Raw genomic sequence first — 22,317 nt, forward strand, 5'->3', positions numbered from 1 at the left:
AAAAAAGCTTCCCTGTGAAAGGAAGCTTCCTGATTCATTTACTCAGCTGCAGAGGCTCCATGTGAACGTGTGAATGGTCAATGGCATGTTCCTCTTTCATCTTACGCTCTACCTCATTGGCAATATCATGGCTTTCTTTAATATTCAAATCTGACGATACCTCAATCACCACGTCTACATGGACGGAGCTGCCCAAATACCTCGCTTTAATATCTTTTAAGCGGCTGACGCCCGCAATCTGTTCAATCGTTTTTTTATAATCAGACATATGCTTGACATCAAAGCCGTCGGTTAACGAATGTGAGGACTCCTTGAAAATATCCCAAGCGGTTTTGCAAATGATCAAACCGATAATAAACGCAGTGACCGTGTCAACCCAGGCCAAATGGAATTGCGACGCGAAAATACCGACAAACGTACCGATACTGACGAGCGCATCGGATTTGTTATCAGCCGCGGCGGCTTGAAGCGCCTGGCTGTTTACCTTTTTAGCCAGCGTTTTCATATAGCGGTACACGATCAGCATAACAGCGGCGCTTCCCGCAGCTGTCCATGCGGCGATCATATCAGGCGTCTCCTCTTTCACGGAGAAAATAGATTCCGCGGCGCTGAACAGCACCTGCATCCCCACCAGCATCATAATAATAGAAGCAATGAGCGATGCGACGGTTTCCGCCCGGAAATGCCCGTAAGGATGATCTTCGTCAGGAGGTTTTTGAGAGATGCGCAAACCGATGAAAACAGCGGCAGATGCCACAATATCAGTCGTGTTATTTAACCCGTCCGCAAGAAGCGCCTCAGAGTGGAATACATAACCGATTACAAGCTTTACCGCGGACAACACGGCATATGCGGCAATACTGACAAGCGCTCCGGTTTCGCCTTTTTTCAATTCATTATATCTCTCCACTGAAAAAACCTCCTTCCCGTTCAAATTTTTTCTTTCATTATCATACAAAGCGATGGCGCAGTGGGTCTATAGAAACATGATTCACTCTCCACAGAAAAATAGTGAGTATGGAACTTTTTTGGTATAGCGCAAATTATTTTTATTCACAAAAACCTTTCTAACCTCAATAATACCAAGGCTTCTTGCCATCGGTCTTTTTTGGAATAAAATGCATTTCCCTCAAACGGACACAATGACAGAAAATTTTTTCTTTTTTCTTCCGTGTAGTCAGCCGCGGCGCGAATAAAAATGTCACATTTCCTCACACAATTTCTATATGTCATATTCATTTATGGTAGAATAATACTTGTCGGAATATTCAGCATAAATAAAAACCAAAGGAGGCAAAGAATGAATCAGCCTAATTCTTTATCGAAGGGGTTAAAGACCCGGCATATGACGATGATTTCAATCGCCGGCGTGATCGGCGCCGGATTATTTGTAGGAAGCGGCTCAGTCATTCATTCGACAGGACCGGGAGCCATTGTGTCATACGCATTGGCCGGACTTTTAGTCATTTTTATTATGAGAATGCTCGGGGAAATGTCTTCCGTCAACCCGACAAGCGGTTCGTTTTCACAGTATGCCCATGATGCCATCGGTCCGTGGGCCGGCTATACGATCGGGTGGCTGTACTGGTTTTTCTGGGTTATTGTCATCGCCATTGAAGCCATTGCAGGAGCCGGAATCATTCAGTACTGGTTCCCTGACATTCCGTTATGGCTGACGAGTCTGCTTCTGACCGTCTTATTAACGCTGACAAATATTTACTCAGTCAAATCCTTCGGTGAATTTGAATATTGGCTTTCCTTAATTAAGGTGGTCACCATCGTTGTCTTCTTAATCGTGGGCTTTGCTTTTATTTTCGGAATCGCCCCCGGCAGCAAACCGGTCGGACTGGCCAATCTGACGGGCAATGGCGGATTTTTTCCCCAAGGCGTCAGTTCTGTCCTGCTGGGCATCGTCGTCGTGATTTTTTCTTTTATGGGCTCTGAAATTGTTGCGATCGCAGCGGGTGAGACCTCAAATCCGGTCGAATCTGTGATGAAAGCGACGCGCTCAGTCGTTTGGCGCATTATCATCTTTTACGTCGGCTCCATTGCAGTTGTCGTGACCTTGCTTCCATGGAATTCGGCCAATATTTTAGAAAGCCCCTTCGTTGCCGTTCTGGGACATATCGGGGTTCCCGCAGCCGCCCAAATCATGAACTTCATCGTCCTGACAGCCGTTCTGTCCTGCCTGAACTCAGGGCTTTATACTACATCAAGAATGCTTTATTCACTCGCTGAGCGAAACGAGGCGCCGCGCCGCTTTATGAAACTGAGTAAAAGAGGCGTACCGGTTCAAGCCATCATCGCCGGCACCTTTTTCTCTTATATTGCCGTTGTGATGAACTACTTCTCTCCCGACACCGTCTTCTTATTTTTAGTCAATTCATCAGGAGCTATCGCACTGCTCGTCTATCTTGTTATCGCAGTCTCTCAGCTTAAAATGAGAAAACAAATTGAACAGACCGCCCCTGAATCTTTGAAAATCAAAATGTGGTTTTACCCTTACTTAACCTACCTGACCATCATCGCCATTTGCGGAATTTTATTATCCATGCTGTTTATCAGCTCAATGCGGTCTGAATTTCTTCTGACAGGATTTATTACGTTGGTCGTCCTCGTCTCATACGTATTCCACAAAAAACAAAAACCGAAAGAGAGCGCTGCTGAAAGCCGTGTCGCGCAATAAACCAAAACACCTGCCTGAAAAAAGGGCGGGTGTTTTTTTAACCAACCTGTTTCCGCCGGCATTAACTATAGTACAGGATTTGAATAAACGATAAGGACAGGATGAATAATGGAACTTGAGAAATTTGCAGATGAACTTCCGATTATCGAAACCTTAAAGCCTCTGAAGCAATCAAACGGCAGCACATACTACGAAGTTACCATGAAGGAATGCTATCACAAGCTGCACCGCGATCTTCCGCCGACCCGCCTTTGGGGATACAACGGGTTGTTTCCCGGCCCCACCATCGACGTGCAGCAAAATGAAAGTGTGTATATTAAATGGATGAATGACCTGCCGCAAACGCATTTTCTTCCCGTCGATCATACCATCCATCATTCGGAAAGCGGACATTCGGAGCCTGATGTCAAAACCGTTGTCCATTTACACGGAGGAGCGACACCGCCTGAAAGCGACGGCTATCCGGAAGCCTGGTTCACCCGGGATTTTGAAGAAACGGGACCGTATTTTGAGAAAGAAATATATCATTATCCAAACAAACAGCGCGGGGCGCTCTTATGGTATCACGACCACGCCATGGCGATCACCAGGCTCAACGTATACGCCGGGCTTGCCGGCATGTATATCATCCGCGAACAGAAAGAAAAACGGCTGAAGCTTCCTGAAAGAGAATACGACGTTCCGCTCATGATTCTGGACCGCACAATAAATGACGACGGTTCTCTGTTTTATCCGAGCGGACCGGATAATCCTTCCGAAACGCTGCCGAAACCTTCAATCGTTCCGTTTCTTTGCGGAGAAACCATTCTCGTCAACGGAAAAGCTTGGCCGTACATGGAAGTGGAACCGAGAACATACCGTTTCCGCATCCTCAATGCGTCCAATACCAGAACATTCACGCTCGGACTCAGTAACGGCAGTGATTTTATCCAAATCGGTTCTGACGGCGGACTGCTCCCCCGCTCTGTCAAAACGCAGTCAATCAGCTTAGCTCCGGCTGAGCGGTATGACGTGCTCATCGATTTTTCCGCCTTTAATGGAGAAAACATGATCTTAACAAACGGCACCGGATGCGGAGGAGCCGCAAATTCGGAAACCGACGCCAGTGTCATGCAATTCCGCGTAACAAAGCCGCTCACAGGAAAAGACACAAGCCGAAAGCCGAAATATCTTGCTTCCATGCCTGACGTAACAGCCGGAAGAATCCAAAACATCAGAACGCTCAAGCTCACAAACACTCAAGATAAATACGGGCGGCCGGTTCTGACACTCAATAACAAGCGATGGCATGATCCGGTCACAGAAGCGCCTAAGCTCGGGACAACAGAAATATGGTCGATTATCAATCCGACAGGGGGAACCCACCCGATTCATCTGCACTTGGTTTCCTTTCAAGTGCTTGACCGAAGGCCATTTGACATGGATCGGTATAACGAATTCGGCGACATTGTCTTTACAGGACCCGCCATCCCGCCGCCGCCAAGCGAAAAAGGCTGGAAAGACACCGTGCAGGCACACGCCGGAGAAGTCATCAGAATCGCAGCTGTTTTCGGACCGTACAGCGGACGCTACGTATGGCATTGCCATATTTTAGAGCATGAAGATTACGATATGATGAGGCCGATGGACGTAACCGACCTGTCATAATCAAAATGCACCCGCTTTTTCAGCCGGGTGCTTTTGATTTAAAAAAGGAAAAATATCATGGCACTTTTTTGCATATACTGTAATAACAGGTGGACGCTATGCCCCCCTCAAATGGAAATACGGATAGAAAAAGGAATTAGGAGTTTAGGGAAAAGTATGAGACAATGAAAGTGTGCACTAAAATTCATAAGGGAAGAAGTGACTTTATGTCTTACTACAACAAACGTAATCAGGAACCGCTGCCTAAAGAGGATGTAGGTACGTGGGAATGCACGAAAGAGGACTGTAATGGCTGGACCAGAAAAAACTTTGCCGCCAGTGATACCCCGACATGCCCTCTATGCGGCAGTAAAATGATCGACGGCGTCCGTTCGTTGGTGAATCTCCAAAACAACAGTCAAACGGCATCAAGTTAGACCTCCCTTTTACGATTCTCAAACATAGAGAAGGCCTCCATGTCATCATGAGAGGCCTTTGCGTTTTCGTTACCTTTTTATGGTATAATGTGAAGAAAAAGGGGTGATTGACTTGAAAAGCGATCAGCAGCATAAAGATCTGAAAGAAAGGGCAAAGCAGCAAAAATTCAATTTTGCCGCCCAGTCATTCATCGAAACACTTAACTTCGCCGTCCCGATTCTCCGTTTCTTCAAATGGCTCGCCTCAGCCGCAGCCAGCTTCGTTCATTAAAAAAACACCCAGCGGGCGCTGAGTGTTTTTTCGTTATTGTATGACAGAAAAGCTGTTGATAATTCCGTTGTCATGCTGCCAGACTTTTTGAATCTTCTTCGTATCCAGATGATAAGCGTAAATGGTGCGCACCTTCGCCTTCCGTCCGGTTTCATCTTTCAGACGCTTGGCCCCTTTGGCCTCAGCCATGAAATAAATGAGGCTTCCGTCTTTAGAAAACTGAGGCTGGGCATCAATTAACGGCGTAAAATCCTTTTCATTTGAAATAATCGTTTCATATTTTTTCGTTTTGACGTTCATCAGCCGAATGAACGCTTTTTGCTCCGTCCCTTTTTGTGTATACGATGTAAAGACGAGATTCTCTCCGTCCGGTGACATCGCCACATCACTGATAAACTGTTCAAGACTCGTCAGATTCTCAAGAGAGCCGCTCGTTCCAGCCGCAAAACGCACCTTGGCCGGTTCAGGATCTATCCCCTTCTCGTTCGCCTCATCGGTTTTTTTATAGTCCTCTTCCACTGAATAATGCAGAAGCGCAAAGGAGTTTTTCTTGCGGTTATAAAAGAAATTGCTGACACTGTCGTCTTTATTATCCGCCGTGGGAAACAAATTTTGATAACGTTTTGTTTTTAAGTCAAAAGACGCGAGGCGAAAGTTGTCCTCGTCCGCTTTGCCCAGCCGGAAATAAATGTGTGACAGATCCTTAGATAAAAACAAACTGTCTGCACTCGCCGATCCTTTATACAGTGTGCTCTTTTGTTTCGTTTTCAAATCAAGCTTATACAGCCGCATCTCATTTTGATCATTATTACCGACATAATAGAGCACCTGATGAGCGTCATCAAGCGCAAAAGCCGGATATGCCGAGAGTTTTTCCTCGTGCAGGACGCGGTCATCTTCGTAATATTTCGTTAACAGATCCGTGCCTGTAATGGAAACAAGCAGCTTATCATGCCCGCCGGACACAACGGCAGCGTCTTCTCCGCTGCTTTTGCCTTTCATCATCAAAACAGCTGCAAGCACCGCCCCTGCTAAAACAACCGCGGCTAAGATCCAAAACAATAGTTTCTTTTTCATGATTATTCTCTCCATCAATTAGAAAAAGCAAGAATCAGTCTCCTTGCTTTTTACATGGTCTATTTAATAGCTGTAATGTCCGGATACTTTCCCTTTGCTTAACGGGTATCCCAGCGCTTTGAACGCTTTCGGGCTCACATCCAAAACTGCATTCGGCATACGGCCGACATCATTTTTATATACTGTAATAACCTTTTTCGGTTTAGCTTTCGCATAAGCTCTGATTTTTGTTCCGTTTCTCGGTACGTCAAAACCTAACTTTGTCGCACAATCCCAATGTCCCAGTTTTTTACCGGAAGATCCTTTTTTGCCGACTCCATTATACCAAGTAATATTTCCGTTCACTTTTTTAGCACTTGCTGCAGAGGTGTAACTGAACGCTCCCAGCGTACTTCCTGCTAAAATCAAAATGGCTAAGAATAACTTCTTCAAGCTTTCGTCCCCCTGACATGTTTTCTACTAGCAAAATTATACACCAAGATGGCTGTTACAATATTTCATTCACTTTACATGTTGATTACAACTCAGGAGGGATCAAGCACACAAATATGACAACTTTCCAACAAACAAAATAATTCCATGGTAAATTATACTACAAAATTTAAATCATTAGAGGTATAATATCCCTAGAGTATTTCTGCATTCAATATGGACTTTTTATAAGGCCTATTGATAGTTGCGTAATATGATATATTTTGAGAAATCAGGCTTTGGGAAACGCTTTATTCCTTTTCATCAAGGTTCATATTGATCATGTACCTATACTCGTTTCTATCAGACTAGGAGTGATAATCAATGAAAGCGGCAAGATGGCACAATCAAAAAGACATTCGAATCGAAAACATTGATGAACCTAAAGCAGAACCGGGAAAAGTCAAAATTAAAGTCAAATGGTGCGGAATTTGCGGAAGCGACCTTCATGAATACTTAGGAGGCCCTATCTTTATTCCGGTCGGCAAACCGCATCCATTAACAAACGAAACTGCGCCTGTCACAATGGGCCACGAATTCTCAGGAGAAGTCGTGGAAGTGGGCGAAGGCGTCAAAAATTACAGCGTCGGCGACCGTGTCGTCGTTGAACCGATTTTTGCCACACACGGGCATCAGGGAGCCTACAACCTTGATGAACAAATGGGCTTTTTAGGCTTAGCGGGAGGCGGCGGCGGATTTTCTGAATATGTCTCCGTCGACGAAGAATTGCTGTTTAAGCTTCCTGAAGAGCTTTCTTACGAACAAGGCGCACTTGTTGAGCCTTCAGCGGTTGCGCTTTACGCCGTACGCCAAAGCAAATTAAAAGCGGGCGACACGGCTGCCGTTTTTGGCTGCGGACCGATCGGGCTGCTTGTCATTGAAGCCCTGAAGGCAGCGGGAGCTACGGATATTTACGCGGTTGAACTTTCACCTGAACGTCAGGAAAAGGCGAAAGAGCTCGGCGCTATCATCATTGATCCGTCAAAAACGGATGATGTCGTTGAAGAAATCTCAAAACGCACAAACGGCGGCGTTGATGTTTCTTATGAAGTAACAGGCGTCCCTGTTGTTCTCCGTCAAGCGATTCAATCAACAAGCATCGCGGGCGAAACAGTCATCGTCAGCATCTGGGAAAAAGGAGCGGAAATCCATCCGAACGATATCGTAATCAAAGAACGGACCGTTAAAGGCATTATCGGATACCGTGACATCTTCCCTTCCGTCCTCGCACTGATGAAAGAGGGCTACTTCTCAGCAGATAAGCTCGTCACGAAAAAAATCGTGCTCGACGATCTGATAGAAGAAGGCTTCGGCGCTTTAATCAAAGAGAAAAGCCAAGTAAAAATCTTAGTAAAACCGAACTAATCCGTTCAGCAAAATACCAGACACATCCGAAAAGAGCCGTTCAGGCTCTTTTTTTTCATCTCTTCCCCTTTCCTTCCTTTTCCTTTTAAAAATGATGCACTCTGTGCAAACTATTTTTCACCCTGTCCCGTCTATCCTTAGGTAACAGCCTATGATACGTATTTTCAAAAAAGGAGCCCTTTAAAGCAATGAAGAATCAAACAGCCAAAGCGTCGCTTGTGACGTGCATAACTGAGCGTAAGGAAGACTTTTACCGTCTGGCTTACAGTTATGTAAAGAACAAGGACGACGCGTTAGATATTGTACAGGAATCGATTCAAAAAGCGCTGGCGTCAGTCGATTCCGTCCGAAATCCCGATACGATTAAAAGCTGGTTTTATAAAATTTTAGTGCGCACCGCCATTGATTTTCTCCGCAAGCAGAAAAAACTTAAAGTGATGGATGACGAAACGATCGAGTTTTTAAGCCGCGGAAAGGAAGATCACTATAAAGACACAGACCTTCATGAAGCGCTTGAAGAGCTGCCGCACCAATATAAAACAATCATTATTCTGCGTTTCTTCGAAGACTTGAAATTAGAAGAAATCGCGGAGATCACAGGGGAAAACATCAACACCGTCAAAACACGCCTTTACAGAGGCCTGAAGCTTATGCGCATTCAGCTGACGAAGGAGGATCTTTCTTAATGGAAAAGAGATTAGAACAATTAAGAGAAGAGTATAAAAATGTGCCCATTCCTAAAGAACTGGACAGCATTGTCGAAAAAGCCCTTCAGCATAAACCGAAAAAGAAACGAATCGTGATGTGGCCGACATCGGCGGCAGTCGCAGCGGCCGTCTTATTTACCGCCGTTGTGAATATCAATCCTGATGCCGCACAAGCCATGTCAAAAATCCCCGTTATCGGCAAGGTCGTCCAAGCCATCACATTCGTCGAAACGAAAGAAGAAAAAGACCAATCAAGCATCGATGTAAAAACGCCCGCCCTGTCCGGCCTTTCCAATCACGAGCTTGAGGACAGCATCAACCAAAATTATATGAAAGAAAGCAAACAGCTGTATCAGGAATTTATGCAGGCGACCTCCAAAAAGAAAAAAGGCCACCTCAGCATCTACAGCGATTATGAAACCGTAACTGACACGCCGGACCTTATCTCAATACGCCGTGATATTGAAAAAACCCAAGCGTCATCTTACACACAAAGCCGTTATATCACGATTGATAAGAAAAATGAGGCCTTGCTTACGTTAAAGAGCTTATTTAAAGATGACCGATATATTAAAGTCATCAGCCAAAACATAAAAGAACAGATGAAAAAGCAAATGAAAGAGGATCCGGATAAAATATATTGGGTCTCAGGAGATGAAATGACAGTGCCTTTCAAAGCCATTCATGATGATCAAAACTTCTATATTACAGACCATCACAAACTCGTCATTTCATTTGACGAATATGAAGTGGCACCCGGATATATGGGCGTTACAGAGTTTAAAATTCCGACTTCCGTGATCTCACACCTGCTCGTCGGAGACCGCTACATCAGGTAAATAAAGAAAAAATCCATGATTCCGCAGGTCATGGATTTTTTCTTTTCCCCCTGATAACAGCCAATTCCTCTGGGGCCCTTTTCATGATATAGACGCTGAAAGGGGACAAAAAAGTTTAAGAGAACCAGAACATTTCATTCATTTTTTCTGAAACAAAATCCCCTTCCTTATGCGTCTATTAACGGAACGAATGGAAGACTGTACAGAACTCTGCCATAACTATCCGCAAAACAGCGAGAATAACCGCACACACTATTGGAGGAATACCATGTTAGACAAGACACAACATCGCCGCTATATCCCCGGACTGGACGGACTTCGAGCTTTTGCCGTACTGGCGGTCATCGCTTATCATCTAAACTTCAATTGGGCCGACGGCGGCTTCATTGGCGTTGATATCTTTTTTGTTTTATCAGGCTATTTAATTACATCGATCATATTGCCTGCGCAAGGAAATGAAATCACTCTGGATTTTCGCGATTTTTGGGTGCGCCGGATTCGGCGTCTTCTGCCGGCGGCTTACCTCATGATCATCACAACTGTTATATGGGTCGTATTGTTCAACCGGGAGCTTCTGCATACAGTACGCGGAGATGCGGTCTCTTCTCTCTTTTACATAAGCAATTGGTGGTTTATTTTCCATAAGCTTTCCTATTTTGACAGCTTCGGTTCTCCTTCGCCGTTAAAAAACCTTTGGTCACTGGCGATTGAAGAACAGTTTTATATGATATGGCCCTTCATCCTGCTTGCGGGAATGTACATATGTAAAAAACGGACCCGGCTTGCGGCCGCAGTTATGTTCTTCGCGTTATGCTCAGCTGTCATGATGAGTATCATGTATGTGCCAGGCGGAGATCCGAGCCGTGTCTACTACGGGACCGATACACGTTCATTTGAACTGCTCATCGGGTGCTCGTTAGCCCTTGTGTGGCCGATGAAACGATTGTCATCGAAACGGCTGCCGAGCAGCATGAAACATATCCTGCATGGCACTGAGCTTGCCGCTTTTACCGTGTTACTGGTTTGCGTCGTTTCCGTTGATGAATATGAGCCCTTCCTTTACAGAGGAGGCATGCTTCTGATCAGCATCACCGCAGCCGCTCTCATAGCATGTGTATGCCATCCAAGCAGCTTTTTAGGGCATGTGCTCTCATGGAAGCCGCTCCGCTGGATCGGAACAAGATCATACAGCATTTATCTCTGGCATTATCCCGTTATCGTATTAAGCACACCTGTTCAAGAAATCGGGAATCCGGTTTATTGGCATGCCGTCATCAGGATCGGCGCAACTTTCATTCTTGCCGAGCTTTCCTATCATTTTATTGAGAAGCCAATCCGCACCGACGGTTTCCGGGCATTTTTCCGCCGGGTTTTTCTGAACAGATTTCTGGAATGGAAAACGTCCTCTGTCATCAGCAGGATGTCGATGGGCCTCATTCTTGCCGCCGTCCTCGTTTTTGCGGGCGGACTGTCCGGAATAGCCGAGGGAAAAAAACAGCCGCAATGGACTTATACGCAAAGCGCTCAAGAAACAAACGCAGGTTCAGATCAGCCGCATGACCATCAAAAACCGGCAGCGGCTGAAAAGAAAAAGAAAGACGAGAAACCGAAAACAGCTTCAGCACAGGAAAAGAAAGAAACAAAAAGAAAAACAGATGCAAGCGCGCATAAAGAAAAAAAGGAGCACTCATCTCAGCAGGCAGCGGCTCAAAAGCCGGCCCATTCTGATAAAGAAGTGTTAGCCATCGGAGATTCCGTTATGCTGGACATTGCATCAAGTCTCCGGCAGTCTGTTCCCCATGTCACCATCGACGGGAAAGTGGGAAGACAAGTCTCACAAGCGCTTCAGCTGACGTCGGAATACGCGTCATTTAATCAGCCGGGCAAAGCGGTCATCATTGAGTTAGGGACGAACGGCTATTTCACAAACAGCCAGATTGAAGAGCTGATCAACTCTTTCTCAAAAGCTCATATCTACCTCGTGAATACACGTGTGCCGCGGCAGTGGGAAAGCAAGGTAAACGAGTCATTGCGCCAGCAGGCAAACACCCGTCACAATATTACGTTAGTGGATTGGCATGCCAAAGCCCTTCAGCACCCGGAATATTTCACTCCTGACGGCGTACATTTGGTGCCTAAGGGTGCCGAAGCATTAACCGCTCTTATCGTTCAAGCGATGAAATAAATACAGCAAAAAAAGAGGCCTTCTCAGAGCCTCTTTTTTGTATCCTATTTATACGAGCTTATGGCCGCAATTCGGGCAGAAATTCGCTTCGCCCGTTTTCGTGCCGCAGTTCGGACAGAAATTCGGCTTAGCCGCTCCTTCCGAACCATTTGAAGGTGCAGATGTCTGATTTTGATTTTGCTGTGGCTGGTTCTGCTGATTTTGATTCATTTGGTTCATCATTTGATTCGCCATATTCATTCCCATCATCATACCGGCCATATCAGAGGCAGCGCCGCTTCCGCTCATTTTTCCGGACGCCATTCCGTCCGTCATGGAAATCTGCTGGTACCGATTCACATCGCCCACCATGCCGTAAGAAGCATTTTTCGTGATCATATCCTGAACTTCCTGCGGATAGTTAAAGCTCATAATGTTGAAACCCGTGATAGACATGCCGTCTCCGACCAGCTGCATATCCAAGTCTTCCTTAATCCCTTTTCCGATCTCAAAGGAATTCGATTGCAGATTAAACATGTCTTTTCCTTCTCTAGTGATCCATTTCATCAGAAGCTGATCAAGAATAGACGTAATCCGTATTTTAATGTCTTCCACTAAGTAGCTGTCTCTGACACCGGCAATTTTATCAATCAAGCTAATGTAATCCATGACCTTAAAGTTGAACGTTCCGTTTGCCCGGATCGGCATGCCCCCCGGCATCCCCGCCGCGGGAATATTAATAGCGTTTTTCGTGCCCCATTTCACGGTGAACTCCTTCGTGTTGACAAATAACACCTCAGCCCGCATTCCGCTGTTAAAACCAAACTTAAACCCTTTTAACGTCGATAGAAACGGGATAATTTCAGATTCAATATCATAATCGCCGTCATCACGGAAAATCCCTTCAATCTTGCCGTTATATAAAAAGATGGCATCCTGGCCGGGCCGGATGATCAGCCGGCTCCCCTTTTTGATTTCACGATTGTTCCATTTATAGAAAACCATATCATCTCTAAACTCTTCCCATTCCACAACATTCGCTAACTGATTTCTGAAAAAGCCCATGTATGATCAATCCTTTACGTATGATTTAAAAACTTCCTTTGCTGCCGCTGTATGAGGTGCCGCCTCTTGTCACTCCGCCATCGCTGTCATTGTCTTTATCAGACGGCTTTCTTTCTCTTGTGACGGTCGTTCTGATATACGTGTCGTGCTGGTCCAGCACTTCAGACGTGTCGTGATTCATATACGTGCTGCCGGTAACGGTGACTTTGCCGCCGGAATTGTACACCATCACAGTAACGGCAATCCCCGCAACCGCCGCGGCGGCAATCAGCTGAAACCACCATTTAAACAACAGGTTGTCAGACTGGTCCCCGGGGCTTTTCCCCATATCTTTATAGGACATCTTCATATACGTTTGAAACGCCTTATCATAATGCCCGGCAGAAATGTCCGAGGAAATCGTATTCCTGATCGTATTCAGCCTGCTGCTGTCCAAATACTTCTCTGCCTTTTGATAGCCGGAGATAAATACCTCCCGCCCCTTCATATCGATGGTCAGCATCGCCGTGCTTCCGTGAAAATGGCTGTCATAAAAGTCCCCGGCGTATTGCGCAATATCCTTACCGTCTGTACCGTTTACGGTCAGAATGATAAAATCGGTTTTTCGTTTTGCACCCAGCTTGCCTGCCAGCGCCTCAAGCTTCCCGATTTCTTCCTTCGTTAAAAGATTGGCATTGTCATAGACATATTGCTTCTGTCCTGAAGCTTCTGCCGATGTATGTACTGCAAAAGGAAAAAGCAGCAAAAGAACGAAGCAAACGAGAAACGCTTTTCCGATAAATGCTCTCATCAAAAACCGCCTCCCATCAACAGTGAGACGAGTCTTAAAGCTAAAAACGTCCCCGCGGCAATACCGCCGAACCACGCGGCAACTTTTCCGGAGCTGATCGGCGGTTTGCCGACCACCTTGCCGGTCTGCCCGTTCATCGCAAAAATGTGCTCAGTCCGTTCATAGTCATAACTGACCATCCAAACCGGAAGCAGCACATAAAAGCTGTTCATTTTGTTTGTGTGAATGTCTTCGTCTGTCATATTGACCGTTGTATAGCCGGAGAAGGTGGATCTTACATAAGAATCAATATAATGGCTGATTTTATCCTTCGCCCGCGGGAACAGATCGTCATCGGTATAATTATACTTTTCCGCTATATAACCTGCTAAATAAGCCGTATTAAACTCCTTCAGTTCACTATAGGAATACGGCTCTAATTTGTCCATTAATTCATCATTCATTTTTTCTGAAGCGTCGACCGGAACCTTGAGATAATCAAGATTGATATCGCGGTACGCGTTAAAATACTCCGTCTCCGTCACTCGGTATTCCCCATCATCATAATGATGCACTCTCGTACAAACGGCATTGACCTGAACCTTGCTGTTTAAATCAAACATCCAAAACGGGACATACATGCCGGTGATATTCTTCACCCGATCGGCTGACATAAAACCCTTCGGCGTCAGACGGCCGTTTCTGCACCATTTTTTAAATGCACTCATTGCCTCATCTTTGCTGATCGTAAAAGGAATCACCATTGAAGGCGCAAGATTCCCCGATAAGCGGTCGGCGAGAACGGCGGCTCCTCCGCAGAACCCGCACGTTGTAGCAGTCGTTTCCGCCTCCGTCATTAACACGGCCCCGCAATTCTCACAGCGGTACTCGCTGGCCTCATGTTCGGAGAATCTCGTCGTAATATACTCTTTTGGCAGGCTTTCAATCTGATCCTGCCGCCCGCAGCTGTGACAGGTTAACTTCCCGGATGAACTGTCAAAGACCATATCATCGCCGCAGTTCGGACATTTATAAGAAATGATCATCTCTGTTTCTCTCACTTTCTCTTTATATCGGACAAAGCTGCAGACCGTTTCTTTTATTGGTCTTTACTGAAAAGCATTTTCTGCTTCAGCGCCGCCAGCTCATCATCCACACTGCTTGCATTGCTGTCATATTTAGCCGTCAGCTCGTCAATATCATCTTTCGGAGACGCATTCAGCTCCGCCATCGCATTGGCCTGATCAAGCGCCCGGTTTACCTTGTCTTCCATTCTCCCGAAAGCTGACATCGATTGGCCCGTATTTGAAACAGAGGCCCCCAGTTTATTCATTCTCTCTTGCGTTTTTGCCACAGACCACTTCGCTTTAATGGCATTTCGGCGCGACTCAAGCTCCCCGATATCAGAAACAAGCTTGTCATGCATGTTCCGCATTTGAGACGCATTGGAAGAAGCGACCTGATAAGCCGTTTGCAGCTCAGACAGTCTTGATTCAACAGAAGCTTTTCTTTCAAGAAACTTCCGCGCATCAGCTTCATTGCCGGCCTGTAAAGCTTTCATCGCGTAGCCTTCCATCTTTTCGGCATCAGCCTGGCACTCCGTTAAGGCTCTTTTCGCCCGCTGCTCCTCAGCCATGACAGAAGCCGCCTCCGCCTTTACTTTCCCTAAATCACTGTTTAAGTTCCGCAAATATTGGTCAACCATTTTTTCAGGGTTTTCAGCTTTATCCAGCAACGCATTGATATTACTTGACATAATGTCTTTGAATCTTCCTAAAATACTCATTTTTCATTTTCCTCCCAAAATTAAATAGTAACAAATTCATAGTTATATATACTGTTTTTTCAAAAAAAGGTTTCATTTTCTCTTGAATTTATGTATAAATGCATGAAAAAAGTCTCATTCAGCCCATTTATGCCTGCGGATATTCTTTATGACCACATTCAGTGAGAACAAAAAATAAAAAAACAGCCCAATCATCAAACCGCTCACTAACGGATAATGCTTCGCAGAATACACAAAGAAATCCAGCTGCGATATCTGTTCGGGCCTTGTAATCGTATCTGTCCCGTTCAGCAGCTTTGAAAATTCAGCTGTATAATTCCAATCAAACGAATCAGAAACAAGCTCACTCCCCTGATACCAATTCACAGCGGCGAGACAGAAAAAACCAAAAACAGAAAACGCACATTGCACGATAAGAAAAACATGTTTCATGTAAAACATTCCTCCGCGGTTAATATCATATGCCGTCACACCATACATGACGGCAGCAACAGAAACTTGGTTTTACTCAGATCTTATAAAAACGTTATTGTATGTACTTCACAATGGTTCAATTTACTGGATATCTCTATAGAGTATACCGTATATCAAAAAGGGTTTCAGTCCTAAATAAAAAGGATGCTTCCCGAAGTCCGATGACTTTCAAGAAACACCCCCCATATTTTTTTACAGTGATACTTCAACCTCATTTAAGCTCGGCAAAGCATCTATCGCACCGATTTTGGTACATACGAGCGCCCCCACCTTATTGGCAAATGACACAATATCACGCAGCTTCGTAAAATCAGCGACTGCCGTCTGAATCTCATCCGTGCGTGCCAGCTGATACAGCGCCGCGCCGACTGATGAAGAAGTTGAAAAGGCAGTAAAACGGCTGTTTCATGACTGATCCGGCCATGAACGAATGCGCTTATGGAACAGCACGGGAAACTTTATCGGACGCGGCTTTGATATAGAAGCGATCCGGCAATGGATGCTGTCTCCGTCACCGATCTGTTTAATCACTGGCTGGGTCGGTATGGGAAAAACGACAATCGCTCTTGAAGCAGCCTATTCATGTATCGGCGGTTCATCAGATTGGCCGCCATTCAACAGCCTCATCTGGATCAGCGCTGACTGGAAAGGATTAAGCTTGAGCGATTTTTAAACACCATCGCCTATCAGCTCAGACGCACCGAACAAATCGACAAATCAATCAACGAAAAACGGTTCATCGTCCGCAATGCATAAGCCGCTCATTCAAACAAAAAACCCGTACTGCTGATCGTTGACAGCATTAATACAGCGGAACGTGACATTCACATCGGCCTTCGCAAGGCGTAAAAGTTCTCCTAACGGATGGGAAAACGCAAAGCAAACATACCGGGACGGCTTCGGAGAAATGACGGCCATCTAGCTGAGCGGCCTTGACCAAATAGATGCCCTCAAATTTTTTCAGCAAGGAGTGCACCGTTGCTTACAAACATGCAACCTCTCGCATAAAGGGAAAAGCTGGAGCAGCTGTTATATCTATCGTCTGAACTGAAAAACGAATTCATTTCGGCAACCGCTGGAAACCCCAAAAGCCATGGCACTCAGCATTGCATACATGTCAGACGACGACATCCCCGCTCCGCAGCTCATTCAAAGCGGGCTACTCACTATTGGAATTGTTTGAGGTTCTCATCGGCCGCACATGGGACAGATGTCAAGAAGACACACAGAAGCTTTGGCAGACGCTTTGTTTTTTCGCTAAGCCCCCTGATGAGAAAAGCTTGGCCCAAGCGGCCGGATTAGACGCCCGACGATTTCATTATGCAGTTGACCAAATGCGGTCATATGCCCTGATTCAGCCGGAACGAAGTGAAGGAAAACTCAATACTCAGACCATCAAATCGTTGTCGCTTACGAAGAACAGCACTTATCCGAACATCACGAATTTGAAAAAGAAGCCCGCAGCCGCTGGGCGTACTATTATATTGATTATGCGGAAACCCATTTAAAACGGGAACAGCCGAATTCTGTTTATTGGAGCTACCTGCTGGGACGGAATTTAGATCAAATGAAACAAGAATGGCCAAACATCCTAAAGGTCATCGAATGGTCGAGCGAAACCGATCAAAAAGAAATCCTAATCGAACTCATCACCCACGTCAGCCATTTTCTGAGCAGAATCAACCTGCCCCTGCGAATCGAATACGGATTAAAAGCAACCGATGCCGCCCACCAATCAGGCGAACACACATGGGAAGCTTACTTTCGGATCGATACGGCAGGCTGGGCGCTGATGGAAGTCAATGATTTAGACGGGGCTCTCAAGCAAATAGAAGCCGTCCTGAAGATACTCGAACAATCAGGCGCGCCGGTTCACGACGATTTGAAAGTATGGGGACTCGCCCTGCAATCGCGGCTGCTATTAAAAACCGGAGAGAAAAAGCGGAAACAATGCTGGACGATATCAAAGATCAGCCGTCTCGCCCATTATCCGGCACAGAGTTCTTCTGGTCCGCGGCGACCTAAGTTTCGCCCGTTCTCACTATGAAGAAGCCATCACATTATACGAAGCGGCAAACACAACCAGCGCCGCATACGGCGGCGAAAAAACGATAGAAACCTATTTCAACCTGGGCATGGCTTACGTGAAGTGTGATCAGCTCGAAAAAGCAGAAAAAGCCTTTGAGCAGATGCTCTATGACAAACATAACGCCAATCAAGTTGAACTGATCTACTATCATTACGGAATGGCACAGTTGTTGTACCGAAAAGGAAAGAAACTGAAAGCGATGGAATCGAATCAGAAGGCGATTCGTTTGATTGATTCGTGGGAGCCTGCGATTGGGATTCGGGGAGAGGTGGAACGATTTAGAAAATTGATAAATTAGACCTATACTGCAATAGATTGGCAGGTATGAGTATAAAACGGGCTAGTACTTTTCCTCTTATTCGAGTATCCTGTTTCTCGACAGGCAGTATAGAGCGCTTTTTCATCTTGGATACTATAAGGGACCAAAGTAACAATCAAACTCTCGTATAATTAGAAGTTTGATTGTTACCTAATTATAGATTTTTAATTTTATAAGGTATTGTTATGAGGGATTATTAGGTCAGTTAGTCTATACTATTACTCACAACTTCAAAAATATGATATTAATTGATATCTTATTACATCTAATGTTAACATCTAATCAATTAATGCCTTATAAATATTCAATACACCCTTACCAATATTGTCCTTGGAATAATATTTATCAGTGTTTTTAAGTAAAATTCGAATTCCTTTATCTGGTTTATCATGTAAATAGCGCTGATCGATTAAAAGAGCCAAAGCGCCAGAAATTTTCGGGGCTGCTATCGAAGTCCCTACCGAGAAAGTGTATGAGTTTCCTGGAGCCGCTCCCAGGATATATTCTTGTCTAAACAGCCCTTCTTGATAATACTTCTCGGCTCCAACTTCATTCAAAATACGATGATCCCCTCCATCAGCAGCAATATCAGCAATATTTTTACCATAGTTAGAAAAAACCGATCTGTTTCCATTTGGACCAACAGAGGCTACAGTCACTACATTTGGAAGTTGAGCTGGAATTAATATTACTTTGGCATTCATAAAACGCCCTTCTTGATTTGTGTTATTTTTCCAATAATCATATACAGCTTTTTTATCCTTTAAATTAAGTCCTTCATTACCTATCGAAGCTACAACGGCACTTCCCTTTCTATGAGCAAAAGCCACCGCTTTTCTGAAAGCTTTGATTTCAGCCAAATCATCCGTAACTGGTTTTCCATTATTTTTTCCTTTACTATTAACAAGGAAAGTCCCTAGACTGATATTGATAACATCAACGTCATCCTTTGCAGCCTGGATGATAGCGTTGATAATCCAAACTGTATCAGCGCTTTTTCCACCAAATACTCTATATGATCTGATCCCTGTTTCCGGTGCGATTCCTTTCATCTGTCCATTGGCAGCTATTTGTCCGGCTACAAATGTTCCATGTCCAAGATAATCTGTAGAGTTATTAATCTCACCATTTTCATATGGTTCCTGTCCTCTTAACCCTCCTTTCGGCACAAAATTGCTGACCGAAAGAACATTATCTTTTAAATCGGGATGGTTCTTATCGATGCCAGAGTCAATTATGCCAACAACCGTTTTCTTACTCCCTTTGGTAATTTCGTATGTTCTACCATTATTTGTTGCCTTTTTCATATCCCACTGATATTCCCACAAAGAATTATCTTCATCTTGGTCCGTAAAGTTCTCTTTGCTAATACTAGTTAGCTCAGCCGGCTTCATTGAAACAGATTCATTATAACTATCTACATAATTTATATCAGCCATCAAATCTACGAATTTTTCACGTTCCGCTTTCACCTCATACAGACCTATTTCTTCGACGTCGTATTCAAGTTTTATCCCCTTTCTCTCAAGTGCATTGATCCAATTTTTTTGATAAGTGGGACTCTTTAAAAAAACCGTGTACGTGTTCAGTTGATTGCCCTTAGCTAAAGCATGAGGTGGTATAACTAAGACACATCCTAGAAACAGTAACATTAAAATATAAACTCGGTTCAATGCGGATATTCCCCCCCCCGAAGCCTACTATTCATCTCTTCATGATGTGAAAATTTCCTGGAGGTTCAGTAAGCTATTCATCATCGTAGATTTTTTTTAATTTTTCAAGTCTATAACTTTTCGATTCAGTAACCTAACACTAAGAAGTGAGAAAACAATGGTCATTGTCCCGCAAACAATGATAAATATACCCACCCTTCCCCAATCAGCGTATACATTCGTCATCCCATAAAGAGGAACAGCCCATGGATACAACATGGGAATCCAGGATCCTGAACTATTCGAAAATGCCAGGAAAGAAGGAAAACTCAAAAAAATACTGATCAACAGTGTCTGTCTGATAGATTTCATTCGTAAATAGAAATAAAATAAAAGTGTCCCAAGGCTTATTCCTCCTACAGTTCCAAAAAGTACTGTGAATAAGAATATATCCATTGGTAACTTATCCGTATAGCCTGCTGTATAGCCAAGAACGATCAGTAACCCTATCATAAACAATTGTGTAGACAGGATGATAATGCCAGCCCAAGCCATTTTGCTGAAAAAGAATAGTGCCCCTTTTACGGGGGTCATCAGCAAATGCTCCCAACTATTAGCTCGCTGTTCATATCCCGTTAGAGTTCCCGTTACAAGAGAAATAATAATCGGAAAGAAAACTGTTCCATAAAACATTTGAGTCATCATGATTAGCACCTTCCAGGAATTCCCGTCATCATAACCATATGTTTCAATCATGACTTTTGTATGAATAATCCATCCGTATATAACTGGAAGTGCAACCAAAATAATAATGAGAAGCAAACTTTTCTTTTTTTTGATTTTAATCCACTCCGCAAAAAAAACCTGTTGGAAACCTACCAATTCACTCCCCCCCAGAAGAAAACATTTTTCGGCAAAAAACAAAAAGGGATAACACACCATATCCCAATGACAACGAAATGAGTAACGGAAAAACTTCTATTATTCTGGTATTGGCTTGCATGTAAGCAAGTGCTCCCCAAGGAAGCCACCAATAAGGCAGCACAGCATGGAAAAGGAAAACCGCCATGCCGATACCTACAGAGATATAAGGATTTACTATTATAATCGATATAAGCGTCTGGGTGATTACAAATGGGATTGCTAGGAGAAAGGGCAAATATAATAATTCCAAAGATATTTTTATATATTCAAAAAATGACTTTCCGTATAAGAAGCCCAAACCGCTTAAATAAAGACAAACACACAGTCCGAATAGCTGTATAAACCCAACCGCAGTAATTACTTTCACAAAAAAATGTTTCCACTTTGAATGTGGCGTAGTAAGCAAAACCGGCCACATACCCAATCTATGCTCCATTTCAGTAGCAAGCAATGAGAATGTAATGACAACAAGAATGACCAGATAGTTCCAATTTGTGACACAAAGCTCATAAAGCACCTCAAATGCTCGATCAATTGATTGTCCGTTTTTTGTCAAGGAAAGCATTATAGAACCGCAGATTGCAAAAATCAGTAATGATCCGACAAACAATGGTATTAGAAAAACAGTGGATCTCTTTTTCCGCCACTCAGCTATAATGATGTTTTTCATACTGACACCTTTTGTGAACGGATTAATTCTAAGTAGGCTTCTTCCAGAGTCCTCATTGAATCATATATATGGAAATCGGTTAATCCCTTCTCTACCAAGATTTTGTTTATTCTATCTCTATCTGCTTCTGATCCCCGCACTTGCACCTTCCCTTCACGGTCTAAACTAGTTTGAATATCATATGCTTGCAGAACATTGATGATTAGCTCGATCATGTTTGACTCGATAATAAGAGAACCCATTTTTTGATGTGTAAGCAGTTCATTCATTTTTCCTTGGTACAATAGATTTCCATTGTAAATGATCCCTATCCGACTAGCAGCATGCTCAATCTCTCCAAGCAGATGGCTAGATATAAGAACAGTAACTCCTTCTTTTTCAGACAAATTTCGAATTAGTTCACGAATCTCAAATATTCCTTCTGGATCTAAACCATTCGTTGGTTCATCAAGTAGAAGAATCCTAGGATTATGCAACATGGCGCTTGCAATACCAAGCCGCTGCTTCATGCCAAGCGAATATGATTTGACTTTTTTTCTCCCGGCTTTATGGAGGTTAACCCTCTCTAGCGCCCGATCAATTGTTTTATTATCATTGATACCGCGCAGTGCTGCTAATACCCTTAAATTATCTCGTCCATCCAGATGTTCATAGTAGGCAGGCTTCTCAATTAAGGCACCTGTTTTGGCTAATATGGAAATTCGATCTTCAGGCATCTTTTTTCCAAACATACGGATAATCCCTCTATTCGGTCGAACCAAGCCAAGCAGCATCCGCATCATCGTCGTCTTTCCAGAACCATTCGGTCCAAGGAACCCATATATTTCTCCTTCAGGTACCATCATATCAACTTCATGTACGACATCAACGCGATTGTAAGTCTTTGTCACACCTTTCGTTTCAATAATCAAAAATATTCTCTCCTT

General features: G+C 44.1%; 20 protein-coding genes and 2 pseudogenes. 9 read left to right on the forward strand and 13 right to left on the reverse strand.

What is annotated here, in order from left to right; all coding sequences use genetic code 11:
- Positions 1-34: 34 nt before the first annotated feature.
- The gene (locus KY305_RS15640) at positions 35-910 is read right to left on the reverse strand and encodes a cation diffusion facilitator family transporter (protein ID WP_223063330.1); all 876 of its coding nucleotides are present in this window, start codon (positions 908-910) and stop codon (positions 35-37) included.
- A gap of 390 nt (positions 911-1,300) precedes the next feature.
- Between KY305_RS15640 and gabP the strand changes: the two genes are divergently transcribed.
- From gabP to KY305_RS15660, 4 genes are all read left to right on the forward strand, one after another.
- Entirely contained in the window at positions 1,301-2,686 is a 1,386-nt protein-coding gene (gene gabP / locus KY305_RS15645) for a GABA permease (RefSeq protein ID WP_223063331.1), read from the forward strand.
- A gap of 108 nt (positions 2,687-2,794) precedes the next feature.
- The gene (gene cotA / locus KY305_RS15650; RefSeq protein WP_223063332.1) at positions 2,795-4,333 is read left to right on the forward strand and encodes an outer spore coat copper-dependent laccase CotA; all 1,539 of its coding nucleotides are present in this window, start codon (positions 2,795-2,797) and stop codon (positions 4,331-4,333) included.
- 206 nt (positions 4,334-4,539) lie between these two features.
- Complete coding sequence (locus KY305_RS15655; RefSeq protein WP_223063333.1) at positions 4,540-4,749, forward strand: cold-shock protein; 210 nt, start codon at positions 4,540-4,542, stop codon at positions 4,747-4,749.
- A 112-nt stretch (positions 4,750-4,861) separates the two neighbouring features.
- A complete protein-coding gene (locus tag KY305_RS15660; protein WP_223063334.1) occupies positions 4,862-5,020 on the forward strand; it encodes a hypothetical protein in 159 nt (52 codons plus the stop codon).
- 33 nt (positions 5,021-5,053) lie between these two features.
- Here KY305_RS15660 and KY305_RS15665 read toward each other — a convergent pair whose 3' ends face one another.
- Positions 5,054-6,097, reverse strand: a complete 1,044-nt coding sequence (locus tag KY305_RS15665; protein ID WP_223063335.1) for a hypothetical protein — start codon at positions 6,095-6,097, stop codon at positions 5,054-5,056.
- 63 nt (positions 6,098-6,160) lie between these two features.
- The gene (locus tag KY305_RS15670) at positions 6,161-6,529 is read right to left on the reverse strand and encodes a septal ring lytic transglycosylase RlpA family protein (RefSeq protein ID WP_223063336.1); all 369 of its coding nucleotides are present in this window, start codon (positions 6,527-6,529) and stop codon (positions 6,161-6,163) included.
- 363 nt (positions 6,530-6,892) lie between these two features.
- Between KY305_RS15670 and KY305_RS15675 the strand changes: the two genes are divergently transcribed.
- From KY305_RS15675 to KY305_RS15690, 4 genes are all read left to right on the forward strand, one after another.
- The gene (locus KY305_RS15675; protein WP_223063337.1) at positions 6,893-7,933 is read left to right on the forward strand and encodes a 2,3-butanediol dehydrogenase; all 1,041 of its coding nucleotides are present in this window, start codon (positions 6,893-6,895) and stop codon (positions 7,931-7,933) included.
- A gap of 188 nt (positions 7,934-8,121) precedes the next feature.
- The gene (locus tag KY305_RS15680) at positions 8,122-8,619 is read left to right on the forward strand and encodes an RNA polymerase sigma factor SigV (RefSeq protein WP_223063338.1); all 498 of its coding nucleotides are present in this window, start codon (positions 8,122-8,124) and stop codon (positions 8,617-8,619) included.
- Positions 8,619-9,479: an anti-sigma-V factor RsiV gene (gene rsiV, locus KY305_RS15685; RefSeq protein WP_223063339.1), complete on the forward strand. Its 861-nt coding sequence runs from the start codon at positions 8,619-8,621 to the stop codon at positions 9,477-9,479. Before KY305_RS15680 ends, rsiV begins: the two co-directional genes overlap by 1 nt.
- Positions 9,480-9,747: 268 nt before the next feature.
- Entirely contained in the window at positions 9,748-11,664 is a 1,917-nt protein-coding gene (locus KY305_RS15690; RefSeq protein ID WP_223063340.1) for an acyltransferase family protein, read from the forward strand.
- A 48-nt stretch (positions 11,665-11,712) separates the two neighbouring features.
- Here the strand turns inward: KY305_RS15690 and KY305_RS15695 are convergent, their stop codons facing one another.
- The 6 genes and pseudogenes from KY305_RS15695 to KY305_RS15720 form a co-directional block, all read right to left on the reverse strand.
- A complete protein-coding gene (locus KY305_RS15695) occupies positions 11,713-12,708 on the reverse strand; it encodes an SPFH domain-containing protein (protein WP_223063341.1) in 996 nt (331 codons plus the stop codon).
- A 25-nt stretch (positions 12,709-12,733) separates the two neighbouring features.
- Positions 12,734-13,498, reverse strand: a complete 765-nt coding sequence (locus KY305_RS15700; protein ID WP_223063342.1) for a TPM domain-containing protein — start codon at positions 13,496-13,498, stop codon at positions 12,734-12,736.
- Complete coding sequence (locus tag KY305_RS15705) at positions 13,498-14,523, reverse strand: TFIIB-type zinc ribbon-containing protein (protein WP_223063343.1); 1,026 nt, start codon at positions 14,521-14,523, stop codon at positions 13,498-13,500. Before KY305_RS15705 ends, KY305_RS15700 begins: the two co-directional genes overlap by 1 nt.
- A 53-nt stretch (positions 14,524-14,576) precedes the next feature.
- Entirely contained in the window at positions 14,577-15,263 is a 687-nt protein-coding gene (locus KY305_RS15710) for a PspA/IM30 family protein (RefSeq protein ID WP_223063344.1), read from the reverse strand.
- Between the two features lie 114 nt (positions 15,264-15,377).
- Complete coding sequence (locus KY305_RS15715; protein ID WP_223063345.1) at positions 15,378-15,695, reverse strand: DUF4306 domain-containing protein; 318 nt, start codon at positions 15,693-15,695, stop codon at positions 15,378-15,380.
- A gap of 234 nt (positions 15,696-15,929) precedes the next feature.
- Positions 15,930-16,106 (reverse strand): annotated as a pseudogene (locus tag KY305_RS15720) (carbohydrate kinase); the annotation flags it as partial.
- Positions 16,107-16,119: 13 nt separating this feature from the next.
- Between KY305_RS15720 and KY305_RS15725 the strand changes: the two are divergent.
- Positions 16,120-18,124 (forward strand): annotated as a pseudogene (locus KY305_RS15725) (transcriptional regulator); the annotation flags it as partial.
- 299 nt (positions 18,125-18,423) lie between these two features.
- Here the strand turns inward: KY305_RS15725 and KY305_RS15730 are convergent.
- The 4 genes from KY305_RS15730 to KY305_RS15745 form a co-directional block, all read right to left on the reverse strand.
- A complete protein-coding gene (locus KY305_RS15730) occupies positions 18,424-19,818 on the reverse strand; it encodes a S8 family peptidase (RefSeq protein WP_223063346.1) in 1,395 nt (464 codons plus the stop codon).
- Positions 19,819-19,914: 96 nt separating this feature from the next.
- The gene (locus tag KY305_RS15735; protein ID WP_223063347.1) at positions 19,915-20,679 is read right to left on the reverse strand and encodes an ABC transporter permease; all 765 of its coding nucleotides are present in this window, start codon (positions 20,677-20,679) and stop codon (positions 19,915-19,917) included.
- A gap of 1 nt (position 20,680) precedes the next feature.
- Positions 20,681-21,391, reverse strand: a complete 711-nt coding sequence (locus tag KY305_RS15740; protein WP_223063348.1) for a hypothetical protein — start codon at positions 21,389-21,391, stop codon at positions 20,681-20,683.
- A complete protein-coding gene (locus KY305_RS15745; protein WP_223063349.1) occupies positions 21,388-22,302 on the reverse strand; it encodes an ABC transporter ATP-binding protein in 915 nt (304 codons plus the stop codon). The genes KY305_RS15740 and KY305_RS15745 overlap by 4 nt, the downstream gene beginning before the upstream one ends.
- Positions 22,303-22,317 lie beyond the last annotated feature (15 nt).

The organism is Bacillus sp. YC2 (genome assembly GCF_019891195.1).
In the GTDB taxonomy this organism is placed as follows: domain Bacteria; phylum Bacillota; class Bacilli; order Bacillales; family Bacillaceae; genus Bacillus.